Annotated in this window: 16 protein-coding genes and 2 pseudogenes; 12 read left to right on the plus strand and 6 right to left on the minus strand. The window is 58.5% G+C overall.

Going from position 1 to position 25,146, the window contains the following annotated elements:
* The first annotated feature begins 185 nt into the window (after positions 1-185).
* From LQT98_RS00125 to LQT98_RS00155, 7 genes are all read left to right on the plus strand, one after another.
* Entirely contained in the window at positions 186-1,091 is a 906-nt protein-coding gene (locus tag LQT98_RS00125) for an NAD(P)/FAD-dependent oxidoreductase (protein ID WP_231460694.1), read from the plus strand.
* Between the two features lie 49 nt (positions 1,092-1,140).
* Entirely contained in the window at positions 1,141-2,055 is a 915-nt protein-coding gene (locus LQT98_RS00130; protein ID WP_048410328.1) for an alpha/beta hydrolase, read from the plus strand.
* On the plus strand, positions 2,052-2,801 hold the full coding sequence (locus tag LQT98_RS00135; RefSeq protein ID WP_231460695.1) for a thioesterase II family protein: 750 nt from the start codon (positions 2,052-2,054) through the stop codon (positions 2,799-2,801). Before LQT98_RS00130 ends, LQT98_RS00135 begins: the two co-directional genes overlap by 4 nt.
* A 378-nt stretch (positions 2,802-3,179) precedes the next feature.
* The gene (locus LQT98_RS00140) at positions 3,180-6,665 is read left to right on the plus strand and encodes an EAL domain-containing protein (RefSeq protein WP_231460696.1); all 3,486 of its coding nucleotides are present in this window, start codon (positions 3,180-3,182) and stop codon (positions 6,663-6,665) included.
* A 274-nt stretch (positions 6,666-6,939) separates the two neighbouring features.
* Positions 6,940-7,602, plus strand: a complete 663-nt coding sequence (locus LQT98_RS00145) for a hypothetical protein (protein ID WP_231460697.1) — start codon at positions 6,940-6,942, stop codon at positions 7,600-7,602.
* A gap of 685 nt (positions 7,603-8,287) precedes the next feature.
* On the plus strand, positions 8,288-9,532 hold the full coding sequence (locus LQT98_RS00150; RefSeq protein WP_231460698.1) for a peroxidase, FMP-type: 1,245 nt from the start codon (positions 8,288-8,290) through the stop codon (positions 9,530-9,532).
* Positions 9,533-10,022: 490 nt separating this feature from the next.
* Positions 10,023-10,463, plus strand: coding sequence for a hypothetical protein (locus tag LQT98_RS00155; RefSeq protein ID WP_231460699.1), 441 nt, complete (start codon positions 10,023-10,025; stop codon positions 10,461-10,463).
* Between the two features lie 36 nt (positions 10,464-10,499).
* Here the strand turns inward: LQT98_RS00155 and LQT98_RS00160 are convergent.
* Positions 10,500-10,933: pseudogene (locus tag LQT98_RS00160) on the minus strand (alpha/beta fold hydrolase).
* Positions 10,934-11,486: 553 nt separating this feature from the next.
* Here LQT98_RS00160 and LQT98_RS00165 point away from each other — a divergent pair.
* A complete protein-coding gene (locus LQT98_RS00165) occupies positions 11,487-13,076 on the plus strand; it encodes an FAD-binding protein (RefSeq protein WP_231460701.1) in 1,590 nt (529 codons plus the stop codon).
* Between the two features lie 283 nt (positions 13,077-13,359).
* On the opposite strand, the gene LQT98_RS00170 is transcribed toward LQT98_RS00165, so the two are convergent.
* The 5 genes from LQT98_RS00170 to licT all read right to left on the minus strand — a co-directional run bounded on the left by LQT98_RS00170 (position 13,360) and on the right by licT (position 19,485).
* On the minus strand, positions 13,360-13,668 hold the full coding sequence (locus LQT98_RS00170; RefSeq protein ID WP_231460702.1) for a DUF1484 family protein: 309 nt from the start codon (positions 13,666-13,668) through the stop codon (positions 13,360-13,362).
* Positions 13,669-13,735: 67 nt separating this feature from the next.
* A complete protein-coding gene (locus LQT98_RS00175; RefSeq protein WP_231460703.1) occupies positions 13,736-15,001 on the minus strand; it encodes a carbohydrate porin in 1,266 nt (421 codons plus the stop codon).
* Between the two features lie 236 nt (positions 15,002-15,237).
* A complete protein-coding gene (locus LQT98_RS00180) occupies positions 15,238-16,635 on the minus strand; it encodes a glycoside hydrolase family 1 protein (protein ID WP_231460704.1) in 1,398 nt (465 codons plus the stop codon).
* Between the two features lie 22 nt (positions 16,636-16,657).
* Positions 16,658-18,514, minus strand: a complete 1,857-nt coding sequence (locus tag LQT98_RS00185; protein ID WP_231460705.1) for a beta-glucoside-specific PTS transporter subunit IIABC — start codon at positions 18,512-18,514, stop codon at positions 16,658-16,660.
* A gap of 152 nt (positions 18,515-18,666) precedes the next feature.
* Positions 18,667-19,485, minus strand: a complete 819-nt coding sequence (licT, locus tag LQT98_RS00190; RefSeq protein ID WP_231460706.1) for a BglG family transcription antiterminator LicT — start codon at positions 19,483-19,485, stop codon at positions 18,667-18,669.
* Between the two features lie 795 nt (positions 19,486-20,280).
* Here licT and LQT98_RS00195 point away from each other — a divergent pair.
* The 4 genes and pseudogenes from LQT98_RS00195 to LQT98_RS00210 all read left to right on the plus strand — a co-directional run.
* Positions 20,281-20,370 (plus strand): annotated as a pseudogene (locus LQT98_RS00195) (transposase); the annotation flags it as partial.
* 478 nt (positions 20,371-20,848) lie between these two features.
* The gene (locus tag LQT98_RS00200; protein ID WP_231460707.1) at positions 20,849-22,003 is read left to right on the plus strand and encodes an HNH endonuclease; all 1,155 of its coding nucleotides are present in this window, start codon (positions 20,849-20,851) and stop codon (positions 22,001-22,003) included.
* A 436-nt stretch (positions 22,004-22,439) separates the two neighbouring features.
* Positions 22,440-24,038 (plus strand): GIY-YIG nuclease family protein, encoded by a 1,599-nt coding sequence (locus LQT98_RS00205; RefSeq protein WP_231460708.1) that lies wholly within the window; start codon positions 22,440-22,442, stop codon positions 24,036-24,038.
* Positions 24,038-25,141, plus strand: a complete 1,104-nt coding sequence (locus LQT98_RS00210) for a hypothetical protein (RefSeq protein ID WP_231460709.1) — start codon at positions 24,038-24,040, stop codon at positions 25,139-25,141. Before LQT98_RS00205 ends, LQT98_RS00210 begins: the two co-directional genes overlap by 1 nt.
* The last annotated feature ends 5 nt before the right edge of the window (positions 25,142-25,146 follow it).

Below are 25,146 nucleotides of genomic sequence, written 5' to 3' on the forward strand. Positions count from 1 at the left end.
CTGCTGCGGCTGGCGGTGATCACGCAACAACTGGCGCTGCGGCGCCGCGACGAAGGGCAGCGCGTGCCGCGCGCCAAGCTGATCGTGCGCTGGCTGCTGGACCGCGCGGCGGAAGCCTGCGGCGGCGGCCGGCTGTGACGGCCGTCCGCGCGCCCTCCGATTCATCCCGATAAGGACATCTCATCATGAATACCGAAACTTCCACGACCGTATTCGACGTCATCGTGATCGGCGGCAGTCACGCCGGACAATCCGCCGCCTTGCAGATCGCGCGCGCGCGCCGCCGGGTGCTGGTGATCGACGCCGGCGCGCGCCGCAATCGCTTCGCCGCCCAATCCCACGGCGTGATCGGCCTGGACGGACGCTCGCCCGACGCGATCGCCGCGGACGGCAAGGCGCAATTGCTGGCCTATCCCAACGCGCAATGGCGCGCGGACACCGTGGTCCGAGCCGAGAGCGGCGAGGCCGGCTACGCATTGCGCTGCGCCTCCGGCCAAAGCTACGCGGCGCGCCAGCTGGTGCTGGCCTTCGGCGTGGTGGACGAATTGCCTGAGCTGGAGGGCCTGCGCGAGCGCTGGGGCGAAAGCGTGTTCCACTGCCCTTACTGCCACGGCTACGAACTGAAGCAGGGCCGCATCGGCGTGCTCGGCGGCGGTCCCTTGTCCTATCTGTCGGCGATGCTGATGCCGGAATGGGGCCCGACCGTCTTCCTGAGCGACGGCGGCTTCGAGCCGGACGCGGCGCAGCGCGAGGCGCTGGCGCGGCGGGGCGTCGACATCGTGCGCGAACGGATAGAGCGCATCGTCGAGCGCGCCACCGTCGAGCTGGCCGATGGACGCCGGCTGGCCTTTGACGGGCTGTTCATGATGAACCGCTTCCGCCTGTCCAGCCCGGTGGCGGAGCAGCTGGGCTGCGTGATCGAGGAGGGGCCGCTGGGGCCTTATGTGCGGACCGACGACGCAATGGAGACATCGGCGCCGGGCGTATTCGCCTGCGGCGACATCACGCAGCGGGGCGGCACCGTGGCGCTGGCCATCGGCAACGGCGCGCTGGCGGGCATCGCCGCGCATCGCAAACTGGTGTTCGGATAAGACGCGCGCGACGGAAGACTTCTTTCTCCTCATTACTGGAAAGCGATTCATGAGTTGGCAAAACCTATGTTTCTCCTGGCTGTTGCGCAGAACGGCCAAATCCCTGACCCGCAAGCCCGGCCTGACCGCCCAGGAAATGCGCGAGCGCAGCGCGAAATGGGCGCGCGGCGAAATCAAGCCGCCGCGCGGCTGGCGGGTGCGCAAGCTGGACGCGGAGGCGCTGCGCGGCGAGTGGATAGAGCCTGAAGCCGCCGCGCGGCGCGAGGCGAGCGGGCGGGTGATCCTGTATTTGCACGGCGGCGGCTATTGCTTCTGCTCGCCGCTGACGCACCGCGGCGTGGCCGCCGCGCTGGCGCGGGAGGCGGACGCGCGCGCGTTCTCGCTGGCTTACCGGCTGGCGCCGGAACATCCGTTCCCGGCCGCCGTCGACGACGCGCTGGCGGCGTATCGGGAGCTGCTGGACGAGGGCGTGGCGCCTGAGCGCATCGTGGTCGCCGGCGATTCCTCCGGCGGCGGGCTGGCGCTGGCGCTGCTGCTGTCGCTGCGCGACGCGGGCGCGCCGATGCCGGCCGGCGCGGTCTTGTTCTCGCCGTGGACGGATCTGGCGGCGACCGGGGCCTCGCTGGAAGCGAACGACGCGTCCGACGTGATGCTGAGCGCGGTGGCGGTGAGGAATTTCTCGCGCTATTACCTTGGCGACGCCGCCGCCGATCATCCCATCGCCTCGCCGCTCTACGGCGAGTACGCGGGCCTGCCGGACCTGTTCATCCAGGCCAGCGACAGCGAGGTGCTGCTGGACGACGCCGCGCGCGTGGCCAGCAAGGCGAGCGCGGCCGGCGTCGGCGTGGATTTCAAAGTGTGGCGGCGGCTGCCGCACGCCTGGGCCACCTTGACGCCGATGCTGCCGGAAGCGAGGGCGGCGATCAAAGAAGCCGGCGGCTTCATCCGCAAGGTGGCGCCATGAACCGCGGCTGGGTGGATGCCGCGCCGGCCGGCCAAGCCGCGGCCTTGCGCCTGTTCTGCTTCCCTTACGCCGGCGGCAGCGCGACGGTGTTCCGCGGCTGGGCCGAGCGCTTGCCGGCCACGGTGGATTTCCGGCCCATGCACCCGCCGGGGCGGGGGCGGCGCTTTCACGATCCGCTGCGCTACCGGCTGGATCAACTGGCCGACGAGGCGACGGACGCGATCGCGCCGCTGCTGGACCGGCCTTATGCCTTGTTCGGGCACAGCATGGGCGCGAGCCTGGCCTTCGAGGTGGCCCAGCGCGCGCGGGCGCGCGGCTTGCCGGCGCCCTGCTGCCTGATCGTGTCCGGCCGCGCCGCGCCGCATCTGCCCGCCAGGCGGCGGCCGATACATGCATTGCCCGATGATGAGTTCATCGACGAAGTGCTGCGGATGAACGGCACGCCGCCTGAGGTGCTGCAACATCCCGAGCTCGTCAACATCGTCCTGCCGGTGCTGTATGCCGATTTCGAGGCGATAGAGACTTATCGTCCCGCGCCGCGTCCTCCTTTGAGCTGCCGCATCGTCGCCCTGGGCGGCAGCGAAGAAGAGGGCGGCGTCGAGGCGGCCGCTTCCTGGCAGGGCTATGCCACCGGCGGTTTTCGCAGCGAGATCCTGCCCGGCGATCACTTCTTCCTGAACGGGAGGCCGGAAAGCCTATTCGCGATACTGCGCGAAGAACTGGAGCGTGGCGCCGGGGCGGATTGAAGCCCCGGCAAACGGGTTGAACGCCGGAAACCGTATTGAGAGTCGCCGAGAACGTGTTTACGATCTCGCGAGCCAAGGTGAGCCAAGGCGAAAACGGGCGAAAAAGCGGAATGTACAGGCGGTAGATGAGCACTGAGCTTGGTTTCAACGCCGTATCGCCGACGCGCAGCAGATCGTAAACAGGTTCTAACAAAACCGCGCAGCGTGGCTGGGCCATCGGTTTCCGGGGCTTGATGCGGCTTGGCCAAGCGTTGTTGACCGGTTCCAGTACCGCTGCGCCTTGTTTGGCCGTGGCCTGCCCAGGGCCGGCCCGAGCGCTCCCCTTATGACTACGGGCTGGCCGGCTTAAAGGTCCGCCGTGGCCTGGCAAGCGCAGGCTTGCAAAAATACAACGTTGATGCTGATGCCAGGCAGGGCCGCCGGGGGGATTCAAGCGCCGCTTTAAGTCTTGTCCCCCGGTGGCAGAGTTGGCTATCTATAGAAGATCCCGATAGCCATGCACATGCCGGAGTGGATATTGTGCAAGACCGATTTGAAGCCAAGCTGCGAGCCGTCATTACCGCTGCCATGCTGTTTGTTGCAGTGTTGTCGCTTTCCATTTGGAAGGTAGTCGACAACGCCAGCCGGGCGGCGCACTCGTTGGCGAACAGCGTCATGGTGATGGACCAGTTGGCTCATGTCCGTGGCTTTACCACGCAAGTGGAAATGAGCACCCAGAACTATCGCCTGACAGGCGATGAAGCCAATTTGACAGAGCGTGACAAGGTTATCGAGGCGCGTGAACGGATGCTGGCGCAGCTTCGAACCCGCCTCAGCAGCAACCCCGCACAGCTCGAGCGTTTGCTGGCCTTGCACCAGGTTATCACCCAGCGGCTAGAGATCTCTCGTGAAGTGGAGAATAGGTATCGACAGCAAGGCGGAGCGGCGGCCAGCGCCTATGCCGCGCGCGCGCCGATACAGGCCACCCGCGTGTTGGTGTATCGCTTGCTGGACGAAATGGACCAGGACGAGCACCGCATGCTGGAGCGAAGGCAGGGCGATTATGAGCGTTCTCAGCAGTGGCAACTATGGTGGAACGGCCTGAGCGGCATCACCCTTTACCTGCTGCTGGGCGGCACGTATTTCATGGTGCGGCGGCAATGGCGGGCGCTCAGCGCCAGCCGGGAGGCATTGGCGTTCAGCGAGGAAAACCTGGCCGCCACCCTGCATTCGATTGGGGATGCGGTGATATCCGTCAATGCCGCGGGCCTGGTGACCCGTAGCAACCGGATCGCTGAATTCCTTACCGGTTGGCTTGCCGCCGAGGCTATCGGCCTGCCCTTGTTACAGGTATTGACCGTGCGGCGGGATGAAGACGATAGAGCCATAGATCTGTTTGCCTACGGCACCGGGATGCTGGCTCAGGCTCAGCACATGCCGGAATCCTGGCATGGGGAATTGGTGGCGCGCGATGGCCAGCAGCGCCCGATCAGCTACACCGTGGCGCCTATCATTGGCAGCGGAGGCCTGCTGAACGGAGTGGTGGTGGTATTCCGCGACACCACCGCCGAGCGGGATGTCCGACAGACCATTCTTGCGCAGAATGCCCTGCTGGCCGCGAGAGTGCAGGACCGATCCTTGCGCTTGCTGGAAAGCGAGGCGCATCGGCACGCCATCCTCTGCGCGGTGCCGGTGCTGATCGCCTATGTCAATGCGGAGCGCCTCTATGTGTATGTCAATGAACAGTATCGGCTACGCTTTGCGCCTGAGCGCGCGGACATCACCGGCTGCGCGGTGGAAGAGATTCTGGGCGCGGCGCGTTATGCCGTGGCCTGTCCAAACATTGACAAGGCACTGGCCGGCGAGCCGCTGAACTATGACTGGCAGCCTTTCCCGGGGGTTTGGCAGAACATCCGCTATGTGCCCAAGCGTAATGAACAGGAGGAGGTGATCGGTTATTACGTGCTGGGCATCGACGTCACCGAACGGAAGGCGGCGGAGGAGCATATCCAGGCGCTCAACGGCGAGCTGTCGCAGCAAGTGCGCGAGCTAGAGCATGTTTCGCGCGCCCTGCGTACGCTCAGCGCCGGAAATCGGGCCATGCTGCGGGCCAGGGATGAGCAGCAATTGCTGAACAGCAGCTGCCGGGCCATCGTCGAGGCCGGCGGCTATAGCACGGCGGTGATCTGGTATGGCGATGCCGATGCGCAAGAACTGCAGCCGATGGCTCAATGCGGTTTTGCCGGCGGGCTGACCGAACTGAAGGGCATTGTTTTGGGCAGGGCCGATGCCGCCGGCGGCATCAGCATCACGCCAACCGCGGTGCGTACCGGCAAGGTGCAGCTGGCGCGCGACATGCAGAGCGATAGCCGGTACGCGGTACTGCGGGCCTTGCTGTATGGGGCGGCATCCGGCCTGGCCTGCCCGTTGCAGGTGGATGGCCGCGTCATTGGCGCGCTGACCATTTACGACAGGCAGGCGGATACCTTCGATGACGACGAGATCGATTTGCTGATCGAAGCCAGCGCCGACCTGGCATTCGGCATCGGCTCCTTGCGGGCGCAGAAGGAACGTGAGCAGGCCCGCGTCGCCATGCAGCAAATGCTGCGCCATGATCAACTGACCGGCCTGCCCAATATGTTGCAGTTTGAAGAGGCATTGACGCTGGCGGTCGTGCACGCAAGCCAGGAGGGCCGCATGCTGGCCGTGCTGCAGTTCAATATCGAGCGCCTGGGGGAAATCAATGAGGTGCTCGGCTTTGCCCAGGGCGATCAGGTGTTGCGTGAATTTGGCGCGCGTCTGACGGAGTGCCTGCCGGCAGCCGCCCTGGCCGCGCGGGTGCGCGGTGACGAGTTCGCGGTCTTGCTTCCCGGCGCCGATGCACAGGAGGCATTGCTGCTGGTCACAGCGGTCGCCTGGACGATGGCCACGGCTTTCGAGGTGGCGGGGCTGACGCTGGATGTCACGGCAAGGGTAGGGATCGCGCTATTCCCACAGCACGGCGGCAATGTGCACGATTTGTTGCGCCACATGGGCAAGGCCGCGCAGCAGGCCAAGCAGCGCGGGATCGCTTATTACGTGTTTGAGCCGGGCAAGGGGGAGACGCAGGCCGAGCGGCTGATGCTGGCCAGAGAGCTGCGCCGTGCCATAGCGCAGGGCGAACTGCGGCTATACCTGCAGCCCAAGGTCAGCCTGGCCGATGGCCGGGTTTGTGGCGCCGAGGCCTTGGTGCGCTGGCAGCATCCGCAACATGGCTTGCTGGCGCCCAGTGCCTTCATTGATATCGCCGAGCGGTCCGGGCTAATCCATTCTTTGACCGAGTGGGTGATCACCGCTGCGCTGGAGCTATTGCAAGCCTGGCAGCGGCAGCAACTGATGCTGCCCATTGCTGTCAATCTGTCGGCACGTAATCTGCAGGATGAAACCTTGCCGGACAAGCTGCGGCTTTGGCAGGAGCAGCGTTCGATTCCCAGCGGCTTGCTGGAGCTGGAAATCACGGAAAGCTCGGTGATGTTGGACCCGGAGTTGGCGCTGGCCTTGCTGCACGAACTACGCCACGCCGGTGTCGCGCTGTATGTGGATGATTTTGGCACCGGCTATTCGTCGCTGAGCTATCTGCAAAAACTGCCGGTGGATTACATCAAGATTGATCAGTCCTTTGTGATGAATATGTCGCAGGACAAAGACTCCGCCATGATCGTGAAATCCACCATCGAGCTTGTCCACCACCTGGGGCGGCTGGTGGTCGCGGAGGGAGTGGAATCCGCTGCCGCCTGGCAGAGCCTGCGCGAACTGGGCTGCGACTATGCCCAGGGGTATTTCATTGCCGCGCCGATGCCGGCCGAGCAGTTCGCCGCCTGGAACACCGCTTTCGCGGCGCCATAGTGTCGGAAGGGCCGGGTACGGACAAAATGGCCTGGCTCCTGGAGGGAGGGTGGGCCAACTGCCGTATTGGGTCTGGCCATGTTGCGGCGCGCAATGCGGATTGCCTGAGAGCCTGTTCAAAGTCTCGCGAGCAAGGGCGAGACAAGGCGAAAACGAGCGAAAAAGCGGAATGTACTCGACATGAGCATTGCGCGGACGTTTTCAACGCCCTGGTCTAAAATCCTGCCACGCGCAGCAGATCGTAAACAGGTGCTGAGAACTTATAGGGGGAGGCATGCTGATCAGGCGTGGTTCAGTATTGCTATTGCTGCCGGCCTTGAGCCAGGCCGCCGAGGTGTTTGATGGATATGAGGCGTATTACCGCAGCTTGCCGAATCGCTTATTCCAGTCTCAAGGTGTCGAGCTGGAAGCTGTCAGCCTGAAGGGCGAGCAGGAGCCGCGATATGTTTGGCGGGGCGTGGCGGCGGGCCGTCGCCATCAGCTAGAGCTGAAAAGCGGCAAGATCACCCTGGATGGCCTGACATGGCAGGCCGGCTCTATCCAGGCCTTCCCTGGCGAAGCGCTCCACGCCGGGGATTTGGGCAGAGGCGCTGTGGCCTATTTCGCCGTCGGCTGGGCCTGCGTGGAGAATACGCCGGCATCGGCCTCTGGCACGGCGGTGAGGCATCAGTCGGTCTATCTGTTGCGCCTGGGCCTGTCCAAGACCCAGGGATGGAAACTACCCAGCCTGTTTGCGTCCTGTCAGGGCCTTAGCTTATTGAACGGCCAGGTGCGGTTCGACAAGCTTGAGTATCGCTATCAGCCTGGCAAGGCTGAACCGGACGGGGTGTTGTTCAATGAATATGCAATTGAGTCCGGCCGATTTGTGTCCTTGGCAGGAAAACGTTCTGCCTCCTTTGTGGAAGAGGGAAATGTGTATCGGTTTTTGTTTGATTGATCGCTGTGGATGAGCAAGCGCCAATCAGTCACGCGTCAGGTTTTCTATCACACCGATGCGCGCCGGCCCCAGCCAAGGCGCGCCTGGTCGCTCCAGTTGCATGATCTTCATTGCTAGTTCCAGCAAGCGCTGGCCATAGCGCAGGATTGGCCATGGGGGCTGCTGTGGTTTTGCCAAGCAATGACCCGCTAATAGCGGCCCGATCCTGCGTTGCGCCTCCTTGTCCTGCTACGGCTACTGTAGCTTCGCAGAAACTTCGTTTTAGCTGCGCTGATGGGAGAGGGAGGCTGTACGCACAATCGTCCGGGAGGGCGATATCACTTCCACGGTGCTTGGGTTTCGGTTTTAGCGTCCCGATGACCGCATTCTCTTCACAGATGGTTTCTCAGAAAATTGCATCTAATCTAGATGTTCTATATTCGTAATAAAATAATCAATAGAATTTGACTTGACATTGTCATGTCGAGTGCTAGGATTTTTGTATGGCGGAATTTGCTTTATTTCATGGCTGGAGATTTGCAGAATATTTCAGTCATGCAAATACAAATTTTGCTAGAAAACCAGTCTTTCATTCACGTGTTTTATTTGTACAGCAAGTCCCGTAAAGCTGGCACGGCTTATATTGATTTTATCGTCTTTTCGCTGCACCGCCCTTTATCAAAATGCATGATCATGCGAGGTGTGTATGCCTGAAAACAATGTGGTTCAAACGCCGGCTCCGCCCTATCCGGAATATTCGGATAAAGTACTGGAACAGCCGGCTGATTATGGTGTGCTGAAGCAGCTGGAAGGCACATGGGTTAACTACAATCCGGACAAGACGAATCTGGGCTGGGGCTTGCATACCACCTGTATGCCGTCGCCGGGGACGAATTCTGAAACCATTTTCGGCATATTCCACTTCCTCTGTGAAAACTATACCGAAGAACTCACGTTTTCCCTGGTTGATGGCGGGGTGCGGAATCGGGGCGGCACCAACGAGCAGTTCGCGGGCGCGGTGAAATACAATCAAAGCATACAACGGGTCAGTGACGGCGTGGGCATTCACGAAGAAGATGGCATGTATTTGTGGATGAATCCGATGTACAACCATGCGGCTACCGAGGAGTCCGTTATTTCAGATAACGGCTTCCCTGGGATTGCCATTGGCGCCGGCGCCAACGGGCCAAATTACGTGCCTCCATACTCCATTGCGCGTAGCGGGACCATACCCCATGGCAGCGCGATGATGATCACCGGCGGATTTCAGGCGGACATTCCCGGCAAACCGGAATATCCCACCGGCACCGACTGTTGGACTCAGCCTTTTACCAACTCGTGGCCAACGACTCCGCAGCCGCAAGACAATAATACGGTGCCGGCTGCCGTTGCTGCCAACCCCGTGCCCTTGGCTGGGTCTCCGCTCGCCATTTCACCCAGCATGGGTGCGGCCGCACTGCTGTCGGTTCAGGAGGGGACGCCGGCCGCGCCGCTTAATCTGGATGAACCCGCGCCGGCTTGGGCGTTTGACAAGTCATTGCCGGCCACCCAGCCGGACAGCAATCTGACTTATTTCCAACGGATTGTCGCTGACCCAAACTACCCGTATTCCGTGCGTCCGGATTTGCGGCTGCGTGATGTGATCAAAGACCAGCGCATCAAAAAATACACGTTGATTCAGCTCAGCAGCAAACACAATGGCGGGCCGCAAGGCGGGATTCTAAATACCCCCTTTGTGAGCACCTTTGCCAATGTTACCGAGATGAATCTGAACTTATGGATACAGACGGTGATAGACAGCGACGGCTGTGAGGTGTTGCAGCTTCAATATGAACAAGTGCTGTTTTTTGAGTTCATGTTCGGCTCCAACGGCCAGGTGACGCGTTGTCCGCATATCCAAGTCAATACTTTGAGAAAGAAGTCGACTGGTAGGTCGCATGTAAACTACTAGGACTCTTTTGACAAAAGCACCGCTTCACAGCGTTGAAGCGGTGTTTCTTATTGCGATGCGGGATTAGCGGCCTAACCGTCTATTCTCTCCGACAAGCGCAGCTGGCGGACGGTGGCCAGCTTGAGCAACTCCGTGTGGGTGAGCGGCGTCTTGCCGGGTGGAGCAATCAGCTCTGAGCCTGGAGACGCTGCTGTTCAAGCCACTCAGCGCTGCCGCGCGCCTGGCTTCTTGATGCGGCGGAACGCCTCGTCCAGCTCGCCTTGGCTAGTCACAATACCGGCTCCGCCTCATCCGCCAGCCACGCCCCAGCGGCTTGCCCGGCGCCTTCTGCAAATCCTTCAGCTCCAGCATCATGGCCGCAGCTACGGATGTCAGGCGGCTCTGGTAAAATGATCAGGCTTTAAGAGTTGTATAGGAAGCCCATGACAATGAAGAAGCATAAGAGCGCTGCGCGCTTGCCGAGCGGGCTCTATTTTTAGAACTTAATAGGATGACTGGAGATAAAATGCATTTTTGCCGTGTGTTTATTGTTACGCTTTTGGCTGGTATGGCTGGATGCGCGACCACGCCAAATTATAAAGGAATGAGCTTGGATAGCTTTGTCAATAAAATAGAGGGCAGGGAAGCATGGGCGCCAGGCATATTCTCGGCTTCTCGTGTGAAAAAGCAAACCAGCATCTCTCCCGACGCGGCGGCAAAGTCTTTCCTTGATTGGTGCGGCGCTAATGGCTTGCATGGCCAGGATGGTTTTGAGAAAGATATTCGGGTGTTGGGGAAAAAATCGATAAACGCTATGACTTGTGCTGGCATGGACGGGAAGCCTGTTGCCGGATTCGCCGCTTTTGAGGGTGGGACTTTGGCATTTTATATGCCTCGCGATATGTCGGAGCTGCACAAGCTTGCACAAGATCAACTCGGGAAGAGCAACTGATATTGTCGTGAGAGCGTGCAATTAATCTTTGCCTGATTAAAGCATGATGCCCGGAATATAAGGGGGAGCCTCCATGCCGATGCTCATCATCGCTCGATAGTCATCTGCGCTGCGAATTTCATGCATTGGATTGAGGCCGGTTTGAGACATGTGCTGCTGCAGCCAGCTCGGACTCGCTTCAAAACCCGCGGCGTCAATCAAGACCAGCGATGCGACGAGGTGGGGCATGGTGGCTGCCAAATGGGCGGCGATGGTCCCGCCCATGGAATTGCCTATCAGACGAACGCGCCTGACATTCAGCGTGGCAAACCACTCCTTGAGTCTTTCCGCCTGGGCCTGGATGCGGTAGTCCAAATTCAGGTCTCGCCATGCCCGGGCAGGTCTGGAATCAACAATGGAAATGGCTTGCCCAAATGCTTGGCAAAGCGCGCCCATGAACTTTTATCCGCGGCGGCGCCATGCAGCAGCACGGCATCTTCTGTGCCGCGGCCAGCTTGCTTGGTCAGATAGTGAATGCGGCCGAAAGAGAGCGGGGTCGATTCGCCAGCCAGTCCAGCGCGCCTGCACTCGGATGCGAGGCCTTTGCCTATTCACCTTGTCTCGCCCTGGCTCGCGAGACTTGGAACAGGCTCTTAAACCCGCTAACAAAACCCCTGATCCCGCGTTGCGCCTGCTTGTCGTACGACTGGTACTGCCTGCGTCGGCGCGCCTTGGCTCAGCTTCTCTGCGAGGTTTTGTTAGCGGCTCTTAGTGAAAGAGGCGCTGGTCCAGCACAATCCACGCCAGCTGGTTTGCCATCTAGGTGCGTGATATCCGGGTTCCACTGGCCCCCAAACCACGCCTACCGGTCCATGAGTGATTTCACCAATAAGTATAAATGCATATTCATTTGTCTTTTAATATCTCTTATATAAATTTAGATGATGACGGCATTTCGCCGCCGAACAAGCCACGGGCGTCAACCTAAGCGCGCATGCCGAGTGACGCGCCGGAAACCGCTTGACCATGCAAAGGAGTGTCGCAATGAAGCAAGTCCCCACGCGCGGCGACAAGTCGCTGATCTTGAGCGACAAGCAAGGCTTTGACCGGCGCTGGTTTGCGCCGGAGCTGCAAGCGGTTTACGTGCCGGCTCGCTATGAGCAGGTGGAAGAATATGTTGGCGCCGCGCTGAGCGAATTCGGCCGCAATGTGAAAATCGCTTCCGGCCGCCACTGTTACGAGAACTTTGTCTACAACGACAGCACCCGCGCCATCATCGACATGTCCGCGCTCAATCAGGTGGGTTTCGATGCGGAGCGCAATGCCTATTTTGTCGATGCCGGTTGCGAGAACTGGGGCGTGTACCGCGCCTTGCTCAATGGCTACGGCAAAACCCTGCCGGCCGGCTCCTGCTATTCGGTGGGGGCGGGCGGCCATATCACCGGCGGCGGTTATGGCCTGCTGTCGCGCCTGCATGGTTTGACGGTTGACCATCTCTCCGGCGTAGACATCGTCACCAGGGACGCGGCGCTGGGCCAGGTGAAACTGCGCCATGTTTCCGAACAAAGCAGCGATCAAGCGGAGCGCGATTTGTTCTGGGCCTTGCGCGGCGCCGGCTGCGGCAATTTCGGCGTGATCGTGCGTTATTATTTTGCCAAGCTGCCCAATGCGCCGGCCTATGCCACGCAATGGTCTTTTGCCTGGGACTGGAAGAATATCAATCAACAAGTCTTTGGCGATTTGCTGGATCTGTATGCGGAAATCTGCGAGAGCATGCCCAATACCGATTTCAGCCTGCTGAAACTCAATCATGTTTCCAATGGGCAGATCGGCCTGCTGGTGCAATTCGCGTCCTTGCCAAGCATGGACTTTCACCTGCATTGCCAGCAGGTGGAGACGCGGGTGCAGTATTGGCAAAATCGCTTAGTCGCCATCGCGCCAGCCGTCGTCGCGCCGCAGCCCATGGGCGGCCACCCGGGCTGGATGCAAACCACGCACAGCCACTTAAGCCCACAGCACTTAACCTATCTGGAGGCGCTGCAAACGGTAAACGGCTCCGGCCCCAACCAGTTTGGCAAATACAAATCAGCCTATATGAACAAGGCATTTCCGTCTTGCCAAAAGGATCAGATTTACAGCTGGCTGCACCAGCAGCCGGAAGGGCTGAGTGCCGATGCGTTGAAGCAAAGCCTGCTGCAGGTGGACAGTTACGGCGGCGTGATCAACGAATACGCCAGCACGGCCACGCCAGTGCCGCAGCGCGGCTCCACCATGAAGCTGCAGTATCAAACCTATTGGAACAACGACTCCCTGCCTGGGAAGCGCCATGGCGAAAATGGCGGGGAACAGGCCCAGGCGCACCTGGGCTGGATCAATGGCTTCTACCAGTCGGTGTATGCCGATTACGGCGGCACGCCCAACCCGAAAAACGACAAGGACGGCGTAGTGGACGGCTGCTATTACAACTACCCCGATTGCGATTTGGGCTCTCACGAAAACGGCAAGATCGATCAGGCCATGGAACTGTATTTCCAGGAAAACTACCGCCGCGCGCCGCGCAATCTGGTGCAGGTGAAGCAGCGGTGGGACCCGCAAAACTATTTCCATCATGCGCAATCTATACCCGTCAAATAAGGGGCGGTACTCGGCCGCTATTAAGCATATGAAGCCCATCGGGCGGCCGGGCGCCACGCCGATTTGCGTGTCGTCTTGGGGCGGCGCGGAGGGGCATAGGGTGCGCTACCCGGCATGAGCCATCCGGCGAAACCCAGCTCACCGCCGGGCATCGCACCGCCCAGCGATACCCGGCCAATCGACACTTCGCATGGGGCGGCGTGACGCGAGGCGGGCGGGACAGCGGGCGCGTCCGGGCTGCTGAGCGAGAGTAGCGCCTGAGGCCCGCCAGAGGCTCCATGAACTAGACCAGGCTGTTGATGCGGCTTAAGCCCTGACTCAGGCGCTGTTGCGCCGGCTCCAGCAGCGCTGCGGCTTCCTCGCTGTTCAACAGCAAGGGCTCGTCGCGGCGTTGCAGCAGGGTCAGGATGGCCTGCAGGCCGAGATGGGCGGCGCGGATGTCGATCAAGCCTTGCATCAGGCGGGCGTCCATCTCTTCGCATTGCCGGGCCAGTTGGCGGCCAAGCTGGGGCAATGCGGTTGGGTCCTGAGCGTTGCACAGTTTTTGGTTCAAGCGTCTTAATTGCTCCATGGCGGGCAAGTCAGTACTCATCGTGGCATTCCTTTGTTTTTACCCATTTGGAAAGCCCTGCAAGGGGCGTAGTTCTTTGGGTTCCACATTAGAAGTTGATGGCGGTTTTTAGGCCGACAACCCAAGCGTCGGAAGTTTGGGCAATGCCGCCGGGACGCCCCCAATACTGGATCAAGGGCTGCAACTCCAGCCATGGGGTTGCTTTGAAGCGGTAATACAATTCGGCATTCACGGAAGACTCCGGCAGCGGCGCATAACGTGGATCGCTATGGTCCTCGACGCCGCCTTGCTGATTCAGGAAGTTCTGGCTGCGGCGAAAATTGGCGCTGCCTTGCATTTTGGCGACGCCCAGCGCCAGCCAGTCGTTTGGCCGGGCGTCAAACAGGCCGCGATAGCGCAAGGCCAGCGAGGTGGAATAGCGCGACTTATTGCTGCGCTGGTCCGCCAAACCCAGGCTCCAGGCCAGGCTCAAACCCCGGTTGGCGTTATCGGCGTGGCGGTTCAGTTGCTGGTTGAAGCCGGTATATAGGAACCAAGTGTCGCGGTAGTGGCGATAACCCCCGGGGTCCAGCGCGCCGGGGCCGCCGGACTGGCCGAGATAGAGATCGGCTTGCTTGGCATTGGTGTACAGCAGGCCCAGGCTGTAAATGCCGGGCAGGCCGAAGCGGCGGGTGCGCCACTCGGCTTCCAATGGCAGCAGCAAGCCCCGGCTGCCGTCGGTGGACACGCTCCAGGCGTGGCCGCGCGTCGGCGCTTGCGAGTTTTGCTCCAGCACGCCGGCCAAGAGGGTCAGTTCCGGCGTGAGCCGATACTGCACGGTGCTGCCCCAGTAATGCACGTTCCAGTTATACCAAGTGCCGGAATCCGCCGACTTGCCGCCGCACAGGCTGAGCATCTGGAAGTCGCAGGGAATGATCTGATCGAAGTCCTGCACCTTGTTCATCAAGCCTATCCGCCACTGCAAGCGGCCGTCGAGCCAGCTGTTCCGGAAATTCAGCCAACCCAGCCGGGTAATGGACTGGCCGCCCCAGCTTTCCTGCGCCAGATCGTTGAAGCCGACGCGGAGGTCTTGCAGCCGCGAACTGGTCAGGTTGTTGTCATGGTTGCGGTTGACGATATTGCCCTCGATCGCGGCATTGGGCATGCCGGTCAGCGCCGCCAGGCTTTGGCTGAAAGTCAGCGAAAACTGGTCGATGTATTCGGCTTTCTTGTCCGTGTTGTAACCGCCTTTGGCGTTGTAGGCGGTTTGGATGACATGGGCCAGCTGGTATTCGAAGCCATGGGCTTGCAAGGCCTGGCGCAGCCCGAGGCGGCTGCTGAACAGATCGCCGGCCGGCGCTTCGAAACCCAGCACTGCGCCGTTCCAGCGGCTATTTTCCGCGAGGGCAGCGGTGTACAGCAAAGCGCCAAAGATCAGACTCAAAATCCGTGGCGAAGACCACATGGCAGTGAAAAAAGCGAAGCGCATGATTCTCTCCCAATGATTCCGGCGGCTGCCCAGGCGCGGGCAAGGCCCGCCCCTGGCCTATGGCAGCGCCCTTGGTGCTTCGGCCTGCCGTCGGCAGGCCGCGACTGTTCCCGTTTCTGCGATTAGCCGGCCGGCTTCAGCGTCTGTCCCCGGCTGCGGATCACGTCGCGGTACCAGTAAAAGCTGTCCTTGCGCCGCCGCTCCAGGCTGCCTTGGCCCTGATCATCGCGGTCGACATGGATGAAACCGTAGCGCTTGGACATCTCCGCCTTGGAAGCGCTGACCAGATCGATGGGCCCCCAACTGGTGTAGCCGAGGAGGGGCACGCCATCGTCCAGCGCTTCGGCTACCTGCAGCAGATGATCGTTGAGGTACTGGATGCGGTAGGGATCGTGGACGCGGCCGTCCGCCGTGACTTCGTCGCGCGCGCCCAGGCCGTTCTCCACGATGAACAGCGGTTTCTGGTAGCGGTCGTACAGCAGGTTGAGCAGATAGCGCAGGCCCTGCGGGTCGATCTGCCAGCCCCAGTCGGAACTGGGCAGGTGAGGATTGGGCACCATGCCCAGCACGCCGCCGGCCTGTGCCGCCAAGGCCGGGGCGGCCGAGGCGCAGCCGGACATGTAATAGCTGAAGGAAATGAAGTCCACCGTGGCGAGCAGGTCTTCATGGTCAGAGGCGCGGATGTCCAGCGCGATGCCCTCGTCGCGGAAGAAGCGCCGCATATAGGCCGGGTAAGCGCCGCGCGCCTGCACATCGCCAAAAAACAGCCAGCCGCGGTTTTGTTTCTGGCTGGCCAATTGGTCATCCGGCCGGCAACTGAGCGGATAAACGATGTCGCCCAGCAGCATATTGCCGATCCGGGCATCCGGCACCAGTTCATGGCAGGCTTTCACCGCGCGCGCGCTGGCCACCAATTGATGATGGATGGCTTGGTAAATGGCTTGCTTGCCGCTATCCGGCGGCAAGCCGACGCCGGTGAACGGCGCGTGCAGCGCCATATTGATTTCATTGAAGGTCAGCCAGTATTTGACCTGGTCGCGATAGCGGGCGAACACCGTGCGCGCGTAATGCTCGAAAAAGGCGATGGTCCGGCGGCTGCCCCAGCCGCCGTGGCGCTGGGTCAGCGCATAAGGCATTTCATAATGCGATAGCGTGACCAGCGGCTGAATGCCGTGCTTGGCCATCTCGCCGAACAGGCGATCATAAAACGCCAGCCCGGCCTCGTTGGGCGCGTGCTCATCGCCTTGGGGGAAGATGCGGCTCCAAGCGATGGATACCCGCAGGCAGCCAAAGCCCATCTCCGCGAACAGGGCGATATCCTCCGGATAGCGATGATAAAAGTCTATCGCCTGATCCTTGAGGCTGCTGTCGCCGGCAGCGCGCTTGACGATGGGGCCAAAAATCCCCTGCGGCTGCAGGTCCGATGTGGACAAGCCCTTGCCGTCGGCCAGATAAGCGCCTTCGGCCTGATTGGCGGCCAAGGCGCCGCCCCAAAGAAAATCAGCGGGAAACAAGGTCATCTCTACTCTCCTGATGCGATGGTTAAGGACTGACGGCCAGCAGCGGCGCCAACTCCGCCACCGTGTCCGAGGGAATGGGCCGCGCTTGGGCGCCGCCGGGATTGCAGATCAGCACAAGGCAGGTGGTATCGAAGCCGGCCCCGGCCATGGCGGCGTGGTCGAACTCCAGCAGCACATCGCCGGCCGCGATCAAGTCGCCGCTTTGCACCTGCGCGCGGAAGTGGCTGCCATCGAGCTTGGCGGTATGGATGCCGACATGGATCAGCATTTCAGTGCCATCGTCGGCGACGAGGACCAGGACGTGGCCAGAGGGGGACAGGGATTCGACCCGACCGGCGAACGGCGCCACCACCCGGCCGCTTAGCGGCAGAATGGCCACGCCCTGGCCCAAGATGCCGCTGGCGAAGGCCGGGTCCGCCACGCTGCCGAGCGGCCGCACCTGGCCGTGAATCGGGGACAGCACTTGATAGGGCGCTGTGTCCGCGGCGGCGGCCTCATCCGCTGCCGCGGCGGCAACGGCGGCTTTGGGCAGGCCAAACAGGAAGGTGAGCAGCGCGGCTAGGCCCGCCGCCAGCAGGCTGCCGGCAATCGCACCCCAGACGGAGAAATCGACACCAGTGGGAGGAATCACCTGGGAAAAGGTGAAAACGCTGGGCAGATTGGGCGAATAGACGCTGCTGCGCGCGTAACCCAGCATCAAGCCGCCCAAGGCGCCGCTGATGCAGCCAAACAGGAAGGGCCGCTTGGCCGGCAAGGTCACCCCGTAGATGGCGGGTTCGGTAATGCCGAACAGCCCCGAGGTGGCCGCCGAACCGGCCAAGGACTTCATGCGCGCATCGCGGGTGCGCAGGAAAACCCCCAGCGTAGCGCCCACTTGCCCCATCACCGCTGGCAGCAAGAGCGCGCCCATGGTGTCATAGCCCAGCAGGCTCAAGTTGTTGTACATCAGCGGCACCAGGCCCCAGTGCAGGCCAAAGATCACCAACACCTGCCACAAGCCGCCCAGCGCCGCGCCGGCCAACATCGGCGCCAGGCCGTAGAGGGTTTGAAACCCCTCCGCCAGCAAGCGGCCCAGCCAGGTGGCGACCGGGCCGATCAGCAGGAAAGTCATGGGCGCGATCAGGCACAAGCACAGCAGCGGGGTCAGGAAATTCTTGACCGCCGCGGGCAGGAGGCGGTTGCAGCGGCGCTCAAGATGGCTGCTGACCCAGGCGGCAAGAATGATGGGAATCACCGACGAACTGTAATTGATGAACACGATGGGAATGCCGATAAAATCCAGCGGCAAGGCGCCGGCCTGCTGCGCGGCATTGAACGCGCCGATGGACAGCGGATGAGTGAGCGCGCCGCCCAGGGCCATCGCGGTGAAAGGGTTGCCGCCAAATTTCTTGCCGGCGGTATAAGCCAAGGCCAAGGGGAAGAAAAAAAACAAGGCATCGCTGGCCACGAACAACAATAAATAAGTGCCGCTGGTTTCGCTGATCCATTCATTCACCAGCGCCAGCGACAGCAAGCCTTTCAGGATGCCGGAAGCGGCCAGGATGCCCAAGGTGGGCGTGAAAATGGCGGACACCACATCAATGAAACGGCTGAGCGCGCCTTCCTTCACCGCGGTGCCGGCCGGCGGAATCTCGTCATCCAGCCCGGTGACTTGGCAGATGGCTTGATAGACCTCGGCGACACGGTTGCCGATCACCACCTGGAATTGTCCGCCGCTTTCCTGAGCCATGAGCACATCGGGCAGGCGGTTCAGGGTTTTGGCGTCCACCCGCCCGGAATCGCGCAACTTGAAGCGCAGACGGGTGGCGCAATGCACCAGGCTCAGAATATTGTCCTTGCCGCCAACCCCGGTGACGATTTGCTTGGCGAGTGTGTCCATTGCTTCCCTCCATGTGGCGAGCGAACGCTCAAAAAAAAACCTGGCCGCGCCACCCGCAATGGGGAGGCGTGGCCAGGTTTTGCCTGTTCTAGACAGTAACAATCCTGATGATGCTTCGGCTGCTCAAGCCAGCCGGCGAGTAAAGCTCTGCTTTATAAACGGCTGATGTGGATGGCGAGGAACATCAGCTCGTCCGGTTCCAGCGCCCTCTGGTACTGCTCCCAAATAAAGCCGCCAACACACTCCGCGTTGAGCCATGCCCGCGGATAACTGGCTTTCACCGCCGCGTGCAGGCTGGGGTCTCCCGCTTGTAGCTGCTGTTGCGACAACACGCGCTGCGCAAAAAATTTCAGGTGGGCGATGAAGCGGTGGTAGTTCAGCGCCTGCTCGTCCAGCTCCAGCCCTTGCTGGTCTTTGACGATGCGCAGAATCTGCCGCATCAGCTGGTTAATGGCCTGCATTTCCGAAGCCTCGCTGTTCAATTGCGCATTCGCCAAATGCCAGGCGATGAAGCCCGCCTCATCCTCCGGCAGGCTCAGTCCCAGTTGTTGCTCGATCAGCGCCAGCGCTTGCAAGCCAAGGGCGAATTCCGTCGGGTAGAGCCTGCGCATCTCCCATTGCAGCGCATTGTGCAGGGCAATGCCCTGGCGCTGGCGTTCAATCGCGAAATGGCAATGATCCAGCAAGGCCAGGTAGACCTCGTCGGGCAATCGGCCCAATTGTTTCTTCGCCAGTTTGAGGATGTCGTTGCAGACCGCCATCTCCTCGGCGGGAATGCCGCTCAAGACCTCGCTCAAGCGAGACATCAGCTCGTGGTTTTGCAAGGCGAAGATTTTTTCGACCAGCGCCGGATCCAGCGCGTCTCCCGGCCGTTTTTGAAACCCCACGCCGCGGCCCATGGCCACCAGTTCCTGATGCTGTTCGGTCAATACGAGGGCCGCATTGTTATTCAAGATTTTGCTGATTTTCATATCGCGTATCCAGAAAGCAAAAAACCTGACGGCTGGGCTGAAGCCAAGTCATCAGGTTTTGCCTGCCTGCGCAGTAACAATCCTTGAGCACAAACATCTGGTTTGACGACGCGGGAGTCAAGCCGCGGCGTTGACCCAGGGAGCCGTCAACGCATAAAAGCACAGGGCGATGAAAAAAACAACTTAATTTATTAAAAATAAGACGTTTCGATGCCGGCGGATACGGCGGCCAAGCAGGGTGGGCAGCCGGGCGATTTTGCTGCAGTGGCGAAAGCGTGGTGAAGCGTCATCCGGCGTTGGAAATCTGTTTGGCGAGGCGCGGGCAGGCGGGTGACAAGGTGGCAAGACCGGAGACCTTTCTGATGCGGCCGCTGGTGAAGGCTCCCTGCCACGGCCTGTCCAGGAGTGGAGGCATGTGTGGCTCCAGAGGGCCGCGATTTTTTGGACTTGAGCTATCTGGGGAATGGCTTGCCAATCTTGCGCGGCATATTAGGCATAGCGCGAGGCACAGAGGGCTGAGATGGGGGCGAGACGCCAAGAAGGGGGCTTTCTGATGGAAGCGCTTGGCTAGATGGCCATGGATTTGATATTAGTCGTGTGACATTGCTAGTTGAATGGCATATGATTTTGGTTTGATATGTTTTTGCAAAACTGCCGAGGACTCCATGCACCAGGATTTCAGGTCTTACTTCCATTTCTCAGGTCGTTCACTGCTAGACAAGTCGATCAACTGTCTGGACTGCCCACGCTTCTGTAGGCAATCGTGCCCGATGATTTGAGCATAGGAGGATGTCTATGAGCACACAGCGTTTCACGCCTGAATTCAAAGAAGAAACTGTCAAACAGGTAACTGAGCGTGATTACTCTGTTGCTGAAGTTTCCGTCTGATTTGGGGTTTCCAGCCACAGCCTGCCTTGTGCAGGCGAAGATTGGAAGAGTCTAAAAAGCTAAGCGGAATATTGCCATGGGGTTCGGGGATTTATCTGTGTACATTACTCACTCATAAAACGCACGTGGTAGTTCGCGCGGCTACGGCACAATTTTAATATTATTAAAAGCGTGGGTACACGTTATAGCAATAATGTTCCGCTGTGGTGTTGGCTAACAAGGAGGTATGCCTAGTCTGGGTGCTGAGAAGTGAGAGATGGATTTCGAATCTGATTAGATTGTGAGTAGGCAAAGGTTGCTGCAATCTGTACATTCAGACTGGCTAGGACCTCGGCGGCGAAATGATTAACGTTTTCCCCGTCATCATTATGGTGCGGCATGAAGCAGTGATGGTAGACCAGCCGAATCGTGGAAGTAATGTCTTTAGTAGAGCCATCCACGATATCTATGTAATTTAATAAATGGATGTTATGTGATGAATGGATTTGATTGGGTGCCATTTTTCAAAGAGATGGCCAAGAAATTACTTTCCTATGAAAATAATCAGGGTTATCTTGTCAGTATTTTAGAAGGTGCTGGAGTTGAAGGTTTGCGCGACAAGATTAGAAAAGAGGACAAAAAAGGGACGCGACTAAAGGAAATTGACCCATTTACATTTACGTCATTGATTGTAAAGCACGGTAATGAAAGGCGTCGGGAGATATTGTCAGAGGTTAAGGGGAAGTTAAATATTTCAGCGGGGGTGCCAAAAGACTTCTCAGGGGTGCCAAATGTGATTCCATTGAAGGCATGGTTGTTTTCTTATAAATATTCTCGTGGACGTAATGATATTGCATTGCTATGGGATTTTTATAAGCAGATATTGTCTGGAAAAGAAATTGAGGATAGTCTTTATCAAAGGGTTTTGAATATAAAAAATGTTGGCGAGGCAAAAATTACGCAAGCTATGTTTCGCGCAAGTCCTACCAGATATTTTCCGGTAGACAGACAAACGAGAAAATATTTGGCTGACCTGAAGCTGTCTAGTGAATTTTCAGATTTCAATGAATATTTAGTAATGTGCAAAAGTGTTCTGAGTCTAATTGGTCTCCCTTTGTATGAGCAGTCTCATTTGGCATGGGTTGCAAATCACGAGTTTGACAATGACGACTCTTATCAGAAAAAATCATTTGAATTGGCTTCTGATGGTGATGTGGCAGATTTTGAGGAGCCAGATGGTGCTATGCCTGTTCCAGGTATGATGTTAAAACAATTGTCTCGTTGTTATCGGCGAGATGCCAAGGTTGCGGCAAAAGCGTTGAAAAAATCAAAATTCAAATGTGAAATTGATCCGGGGCACATCACGTTTACATCTGGTAAAAGTAAGCAGCCATATGTTGAAGCACACCATATTGTTCCATTTGGAAAGCAGGGTCAGTTCAGTATTTCACTTGATGTCACAGCCAACGTAGTTGCATTATGTCCAAGCTGTCATAAGTTTCTTCATCATGGGGTTTTTGATGAGAAAAAACCATTCTTGAGAAAATTGCTTACAGAAAGAGCATCCTTGTTGAAGGAAAAGGGGATTCTTGTTACTCAGAGCGAGCTGTTTGACTTTTACACTGGGGAATTGCTGGATGATGTCGACTAAACGTTTGTTAATGTAATGGATACCCCTTCTGCGGACATATAGTTGAATTCAGCAAAAACTGGTTGGCCAAGGAATGTTGAGGCGATTCAGATTTAATGAAATTTCCCAGGCGGATCTTGCTGCCTTGGATAGTCATTTCGGTAAGGTGTCTGAAATTGCACGTCTTCGTAAACTAGTCGAACCAACTTAGAATCATACAATGGTTTGTTGCTAGGGCCAGTGCCAACCATGGAGGCATAGAGTGAAGATTGATTAGAAATGGTGCACGACCTACGACGAAGCGAAGGACGATTCACTAGCCGCCGGTGCTATCGTGGTTGTTGCTTTGCAACTGGGCCGCAAGGCTGTTTATCGAGTGGGGCAAAGCTAGACCCCCCTCGTTTCCTGGCCCGCATTAGCCGTACATCAAGGGAACCAAATAATTCAGGGATGATTTATGTCTACCAATAAGCATGCTGCCCATCTACCGAGTGCGAGCGATCAGGATGCAGTCCTGGCGACTTTGCCGCCGATGGCCAACTTGATTGTTGATCGTGCTATAGAAAACATGACCCGCAAGCTGGTGGCAGGTTATCGCAATAAGCGCAATGCTAAACCCAATGCCAATCAAGTCGATTTTGGCGCCGAGGCTAAAGAAGCATTAAAGGCCAGCTCGGCCCAGTCCGCCATGCAGGTTGCAAATCGAGGTCAAGCATGGAAGGAGATGATCCAAAAGAGTTTAACGCATGGCATTTCATCTCTGGCAACCATTAGTTTTGACGGTCAGTTTACGATACGAGACGGTCAACGACCGGATGACTTCAAGGACAAGATGCCCAATACCCCTGGCGTCTATGTCGTGTTCGATCACAACGATAAGCCCGTGTATGTGGGCGATAGCGACAACATGCAGGCACGTTGGAACGCCGGCCACTTCAACGAATACAAGCAGGGGCAGCGGCCTGACGCTGAGCGTTACAAACTGGCTGATGAGATGGAGGTTGGCTGCACCGTCAAATTCATCGTCATGGACTCCAAAGAGACGGCTGCCGCATTGGAAGCTCATCTGATCAAGGAAAACTTCGCTCAGTTCGAGGGGGTGCGTAAGACCGATAAGAATCTTTCCCCCGACGAAGCCGCCATGCGAGATCAAGCATTGGACGATGGCAAGCTTAAAAACAAAAAGGATGAGCTGGCAAAGGAGCAGGGTTCCCGTAGCAACCAAGAGGCCAAGAAGATGAAGGACGCTTCGGGTGCGACCTCCACTCTCGTGGCCGGTGCGGCCGGAGAGGCCTTCAAGAACGTTGGTTATGACATCTTCGAGCGACTGACCACCACGGCAATCAAGGCTATCAAGGATGAACTGGTGGACGCGCTGCGTGGCGGCGTTGACAGGATCAAGGTGCGCGTGGACCGCATGCTCAAGAAGATTTTCACCGTGTTGCGCAATGTGCTGGAAAACCCACTGCAACTGTTGCGCGGGATTGTTGAGTTCATCGTCAATGCGCTGTCTAAGACCATCAGCCAGATCTACAACCTGGCGCGCAATATCTTCGATCTAGCCAATAATGGCTGGCAGCTCTACAAAGGTGCGCAGACGATATCCCGTGAGGAGCTTGTCCGTAAAGTCAGTGAAACTGTCATTGTCAGCGGCTCATTAGTGATCTGGGATTCACTCGATTTGATATTGGAAAAGTGGCTGGTGGCGCAGACAGGAGGAGCCTTGGCGCCATTCTCGCCTTATATCTCGGCCGCAGTCACGGCCATTGGCTTTGGCATTTCCACTCACGCCCTGCAGGGCTTTGTCACTCGGATCATCGATGCGGTCATTGCTTTCAAATGCGGCTATGTGGAGCAGCTGGAGACCGAGCGGGCTGCATGCGAACAGCTCATCGTCGTGGCCGAAAACGAACTTACGATGATTGGCGATCTGGGCGAGTATATTGGGTCAGAGTTGAAAGTCTTCGCGCAAATGGAAGCCTATACCCGCTCGTTATCGATCCATGAGCCCATCCAGCCGATAGCCCCCATCTCCTTGCATATGGACCGCTCCTGATGCGAGAAAGCACTCTTATGAACATACATACCAAGCCAGACCATTCTCCAGTTTTATCGTCACGCGCGAGCGGCACTTTGACCGTGGTAAACCGCCAAGACATCATGGACTTCACGCGCGACCTAGAAGACGCCGTGCGAGACATAGGAATGGCAGCAAAGCAGAGCTCAGACGTCAAAGAAAAGGTTGGCGCACTGATGATTAGTTTGGAGGGCCGGAGCTGGTGGGGCCAAGTGACCTCGGGGTTGTCGGGGGGAACGGACAAGGAGTTGGCCATTCTGGTACAGGGATTGGGCGCTAGTCTCGCCATCACCCAGAAGGTGGTGCAGGTTGTGCTCAAGGTCATGACCCAGAAAAACCAAGTCCTTCATGCATTCAATGAAGCGCTGGTCAAAAAGATTGCAATGGTGACCGCAGACACCCGCACACTTGATAGTAATCAGAAAGTGGTGGTCAAAGACTTTCTTACCCAGCTGCAAAAGCAGGTGTTCGACCAGATCCAACAGCAAGAAATGGTTGATAGCCTTGAGCTGCGCATGATCGACTGCGAAGCATGGCGTGAGGAAAAGGAATGTAATGATCAGTTGGTGAGCACACAGTTGGCCATGCAGGGCGAGAGCCAGAAAGTGGCAACCGAGCGTATCCAGAAAATGGAAGGCTCCGCGAAAGCCCACGCTGATCGGACAGATCAGCTCGCGCAGCTTCAGACCTCTGACAGTAGGCGCATTACTGAGCTTGAGCGGGAGGCGCAGGTCGTGACAGATCGACTGGAAGCTTCTGACAACTACAATCGGGTGCTGGCTGGTCGCGTGGATGTATTGGAAGCTAAGTGCGCAGACTTAGCCGAACAGGTGCGGATGTTGACTGAGCGAGACAATGCGGTGAAGGCTGGACTGGAACAGCTCAGTGGACAGATCACCCAGTTGCAGCGAGTTGATGTTGAGCAGCGGGCATTGATTGGCGCGTTTGAGCAGCGCTTGTCGATACTCGAAAAGATTGGTGACGCCTCACGAACGATAACAGCGCGCATCTTGCATTATGCACCGGTAATGGCAGCTTCATTGCTGGGAGTGGTGGCGGTTTACTTATCGCTGGCAAGGTAAGCAAG

Origin of the sequence: Chromobacterium aquaticum (assembly GCF_021129195.1) — a bacterium.
GTDB classification, from domain to species: Bacteria; Pseudomonadota; Gammaproteobacteria; order Burkholderiales; family Chromobacteriaceae; genus Chromobacterium; species Chromobacterium aquaticum.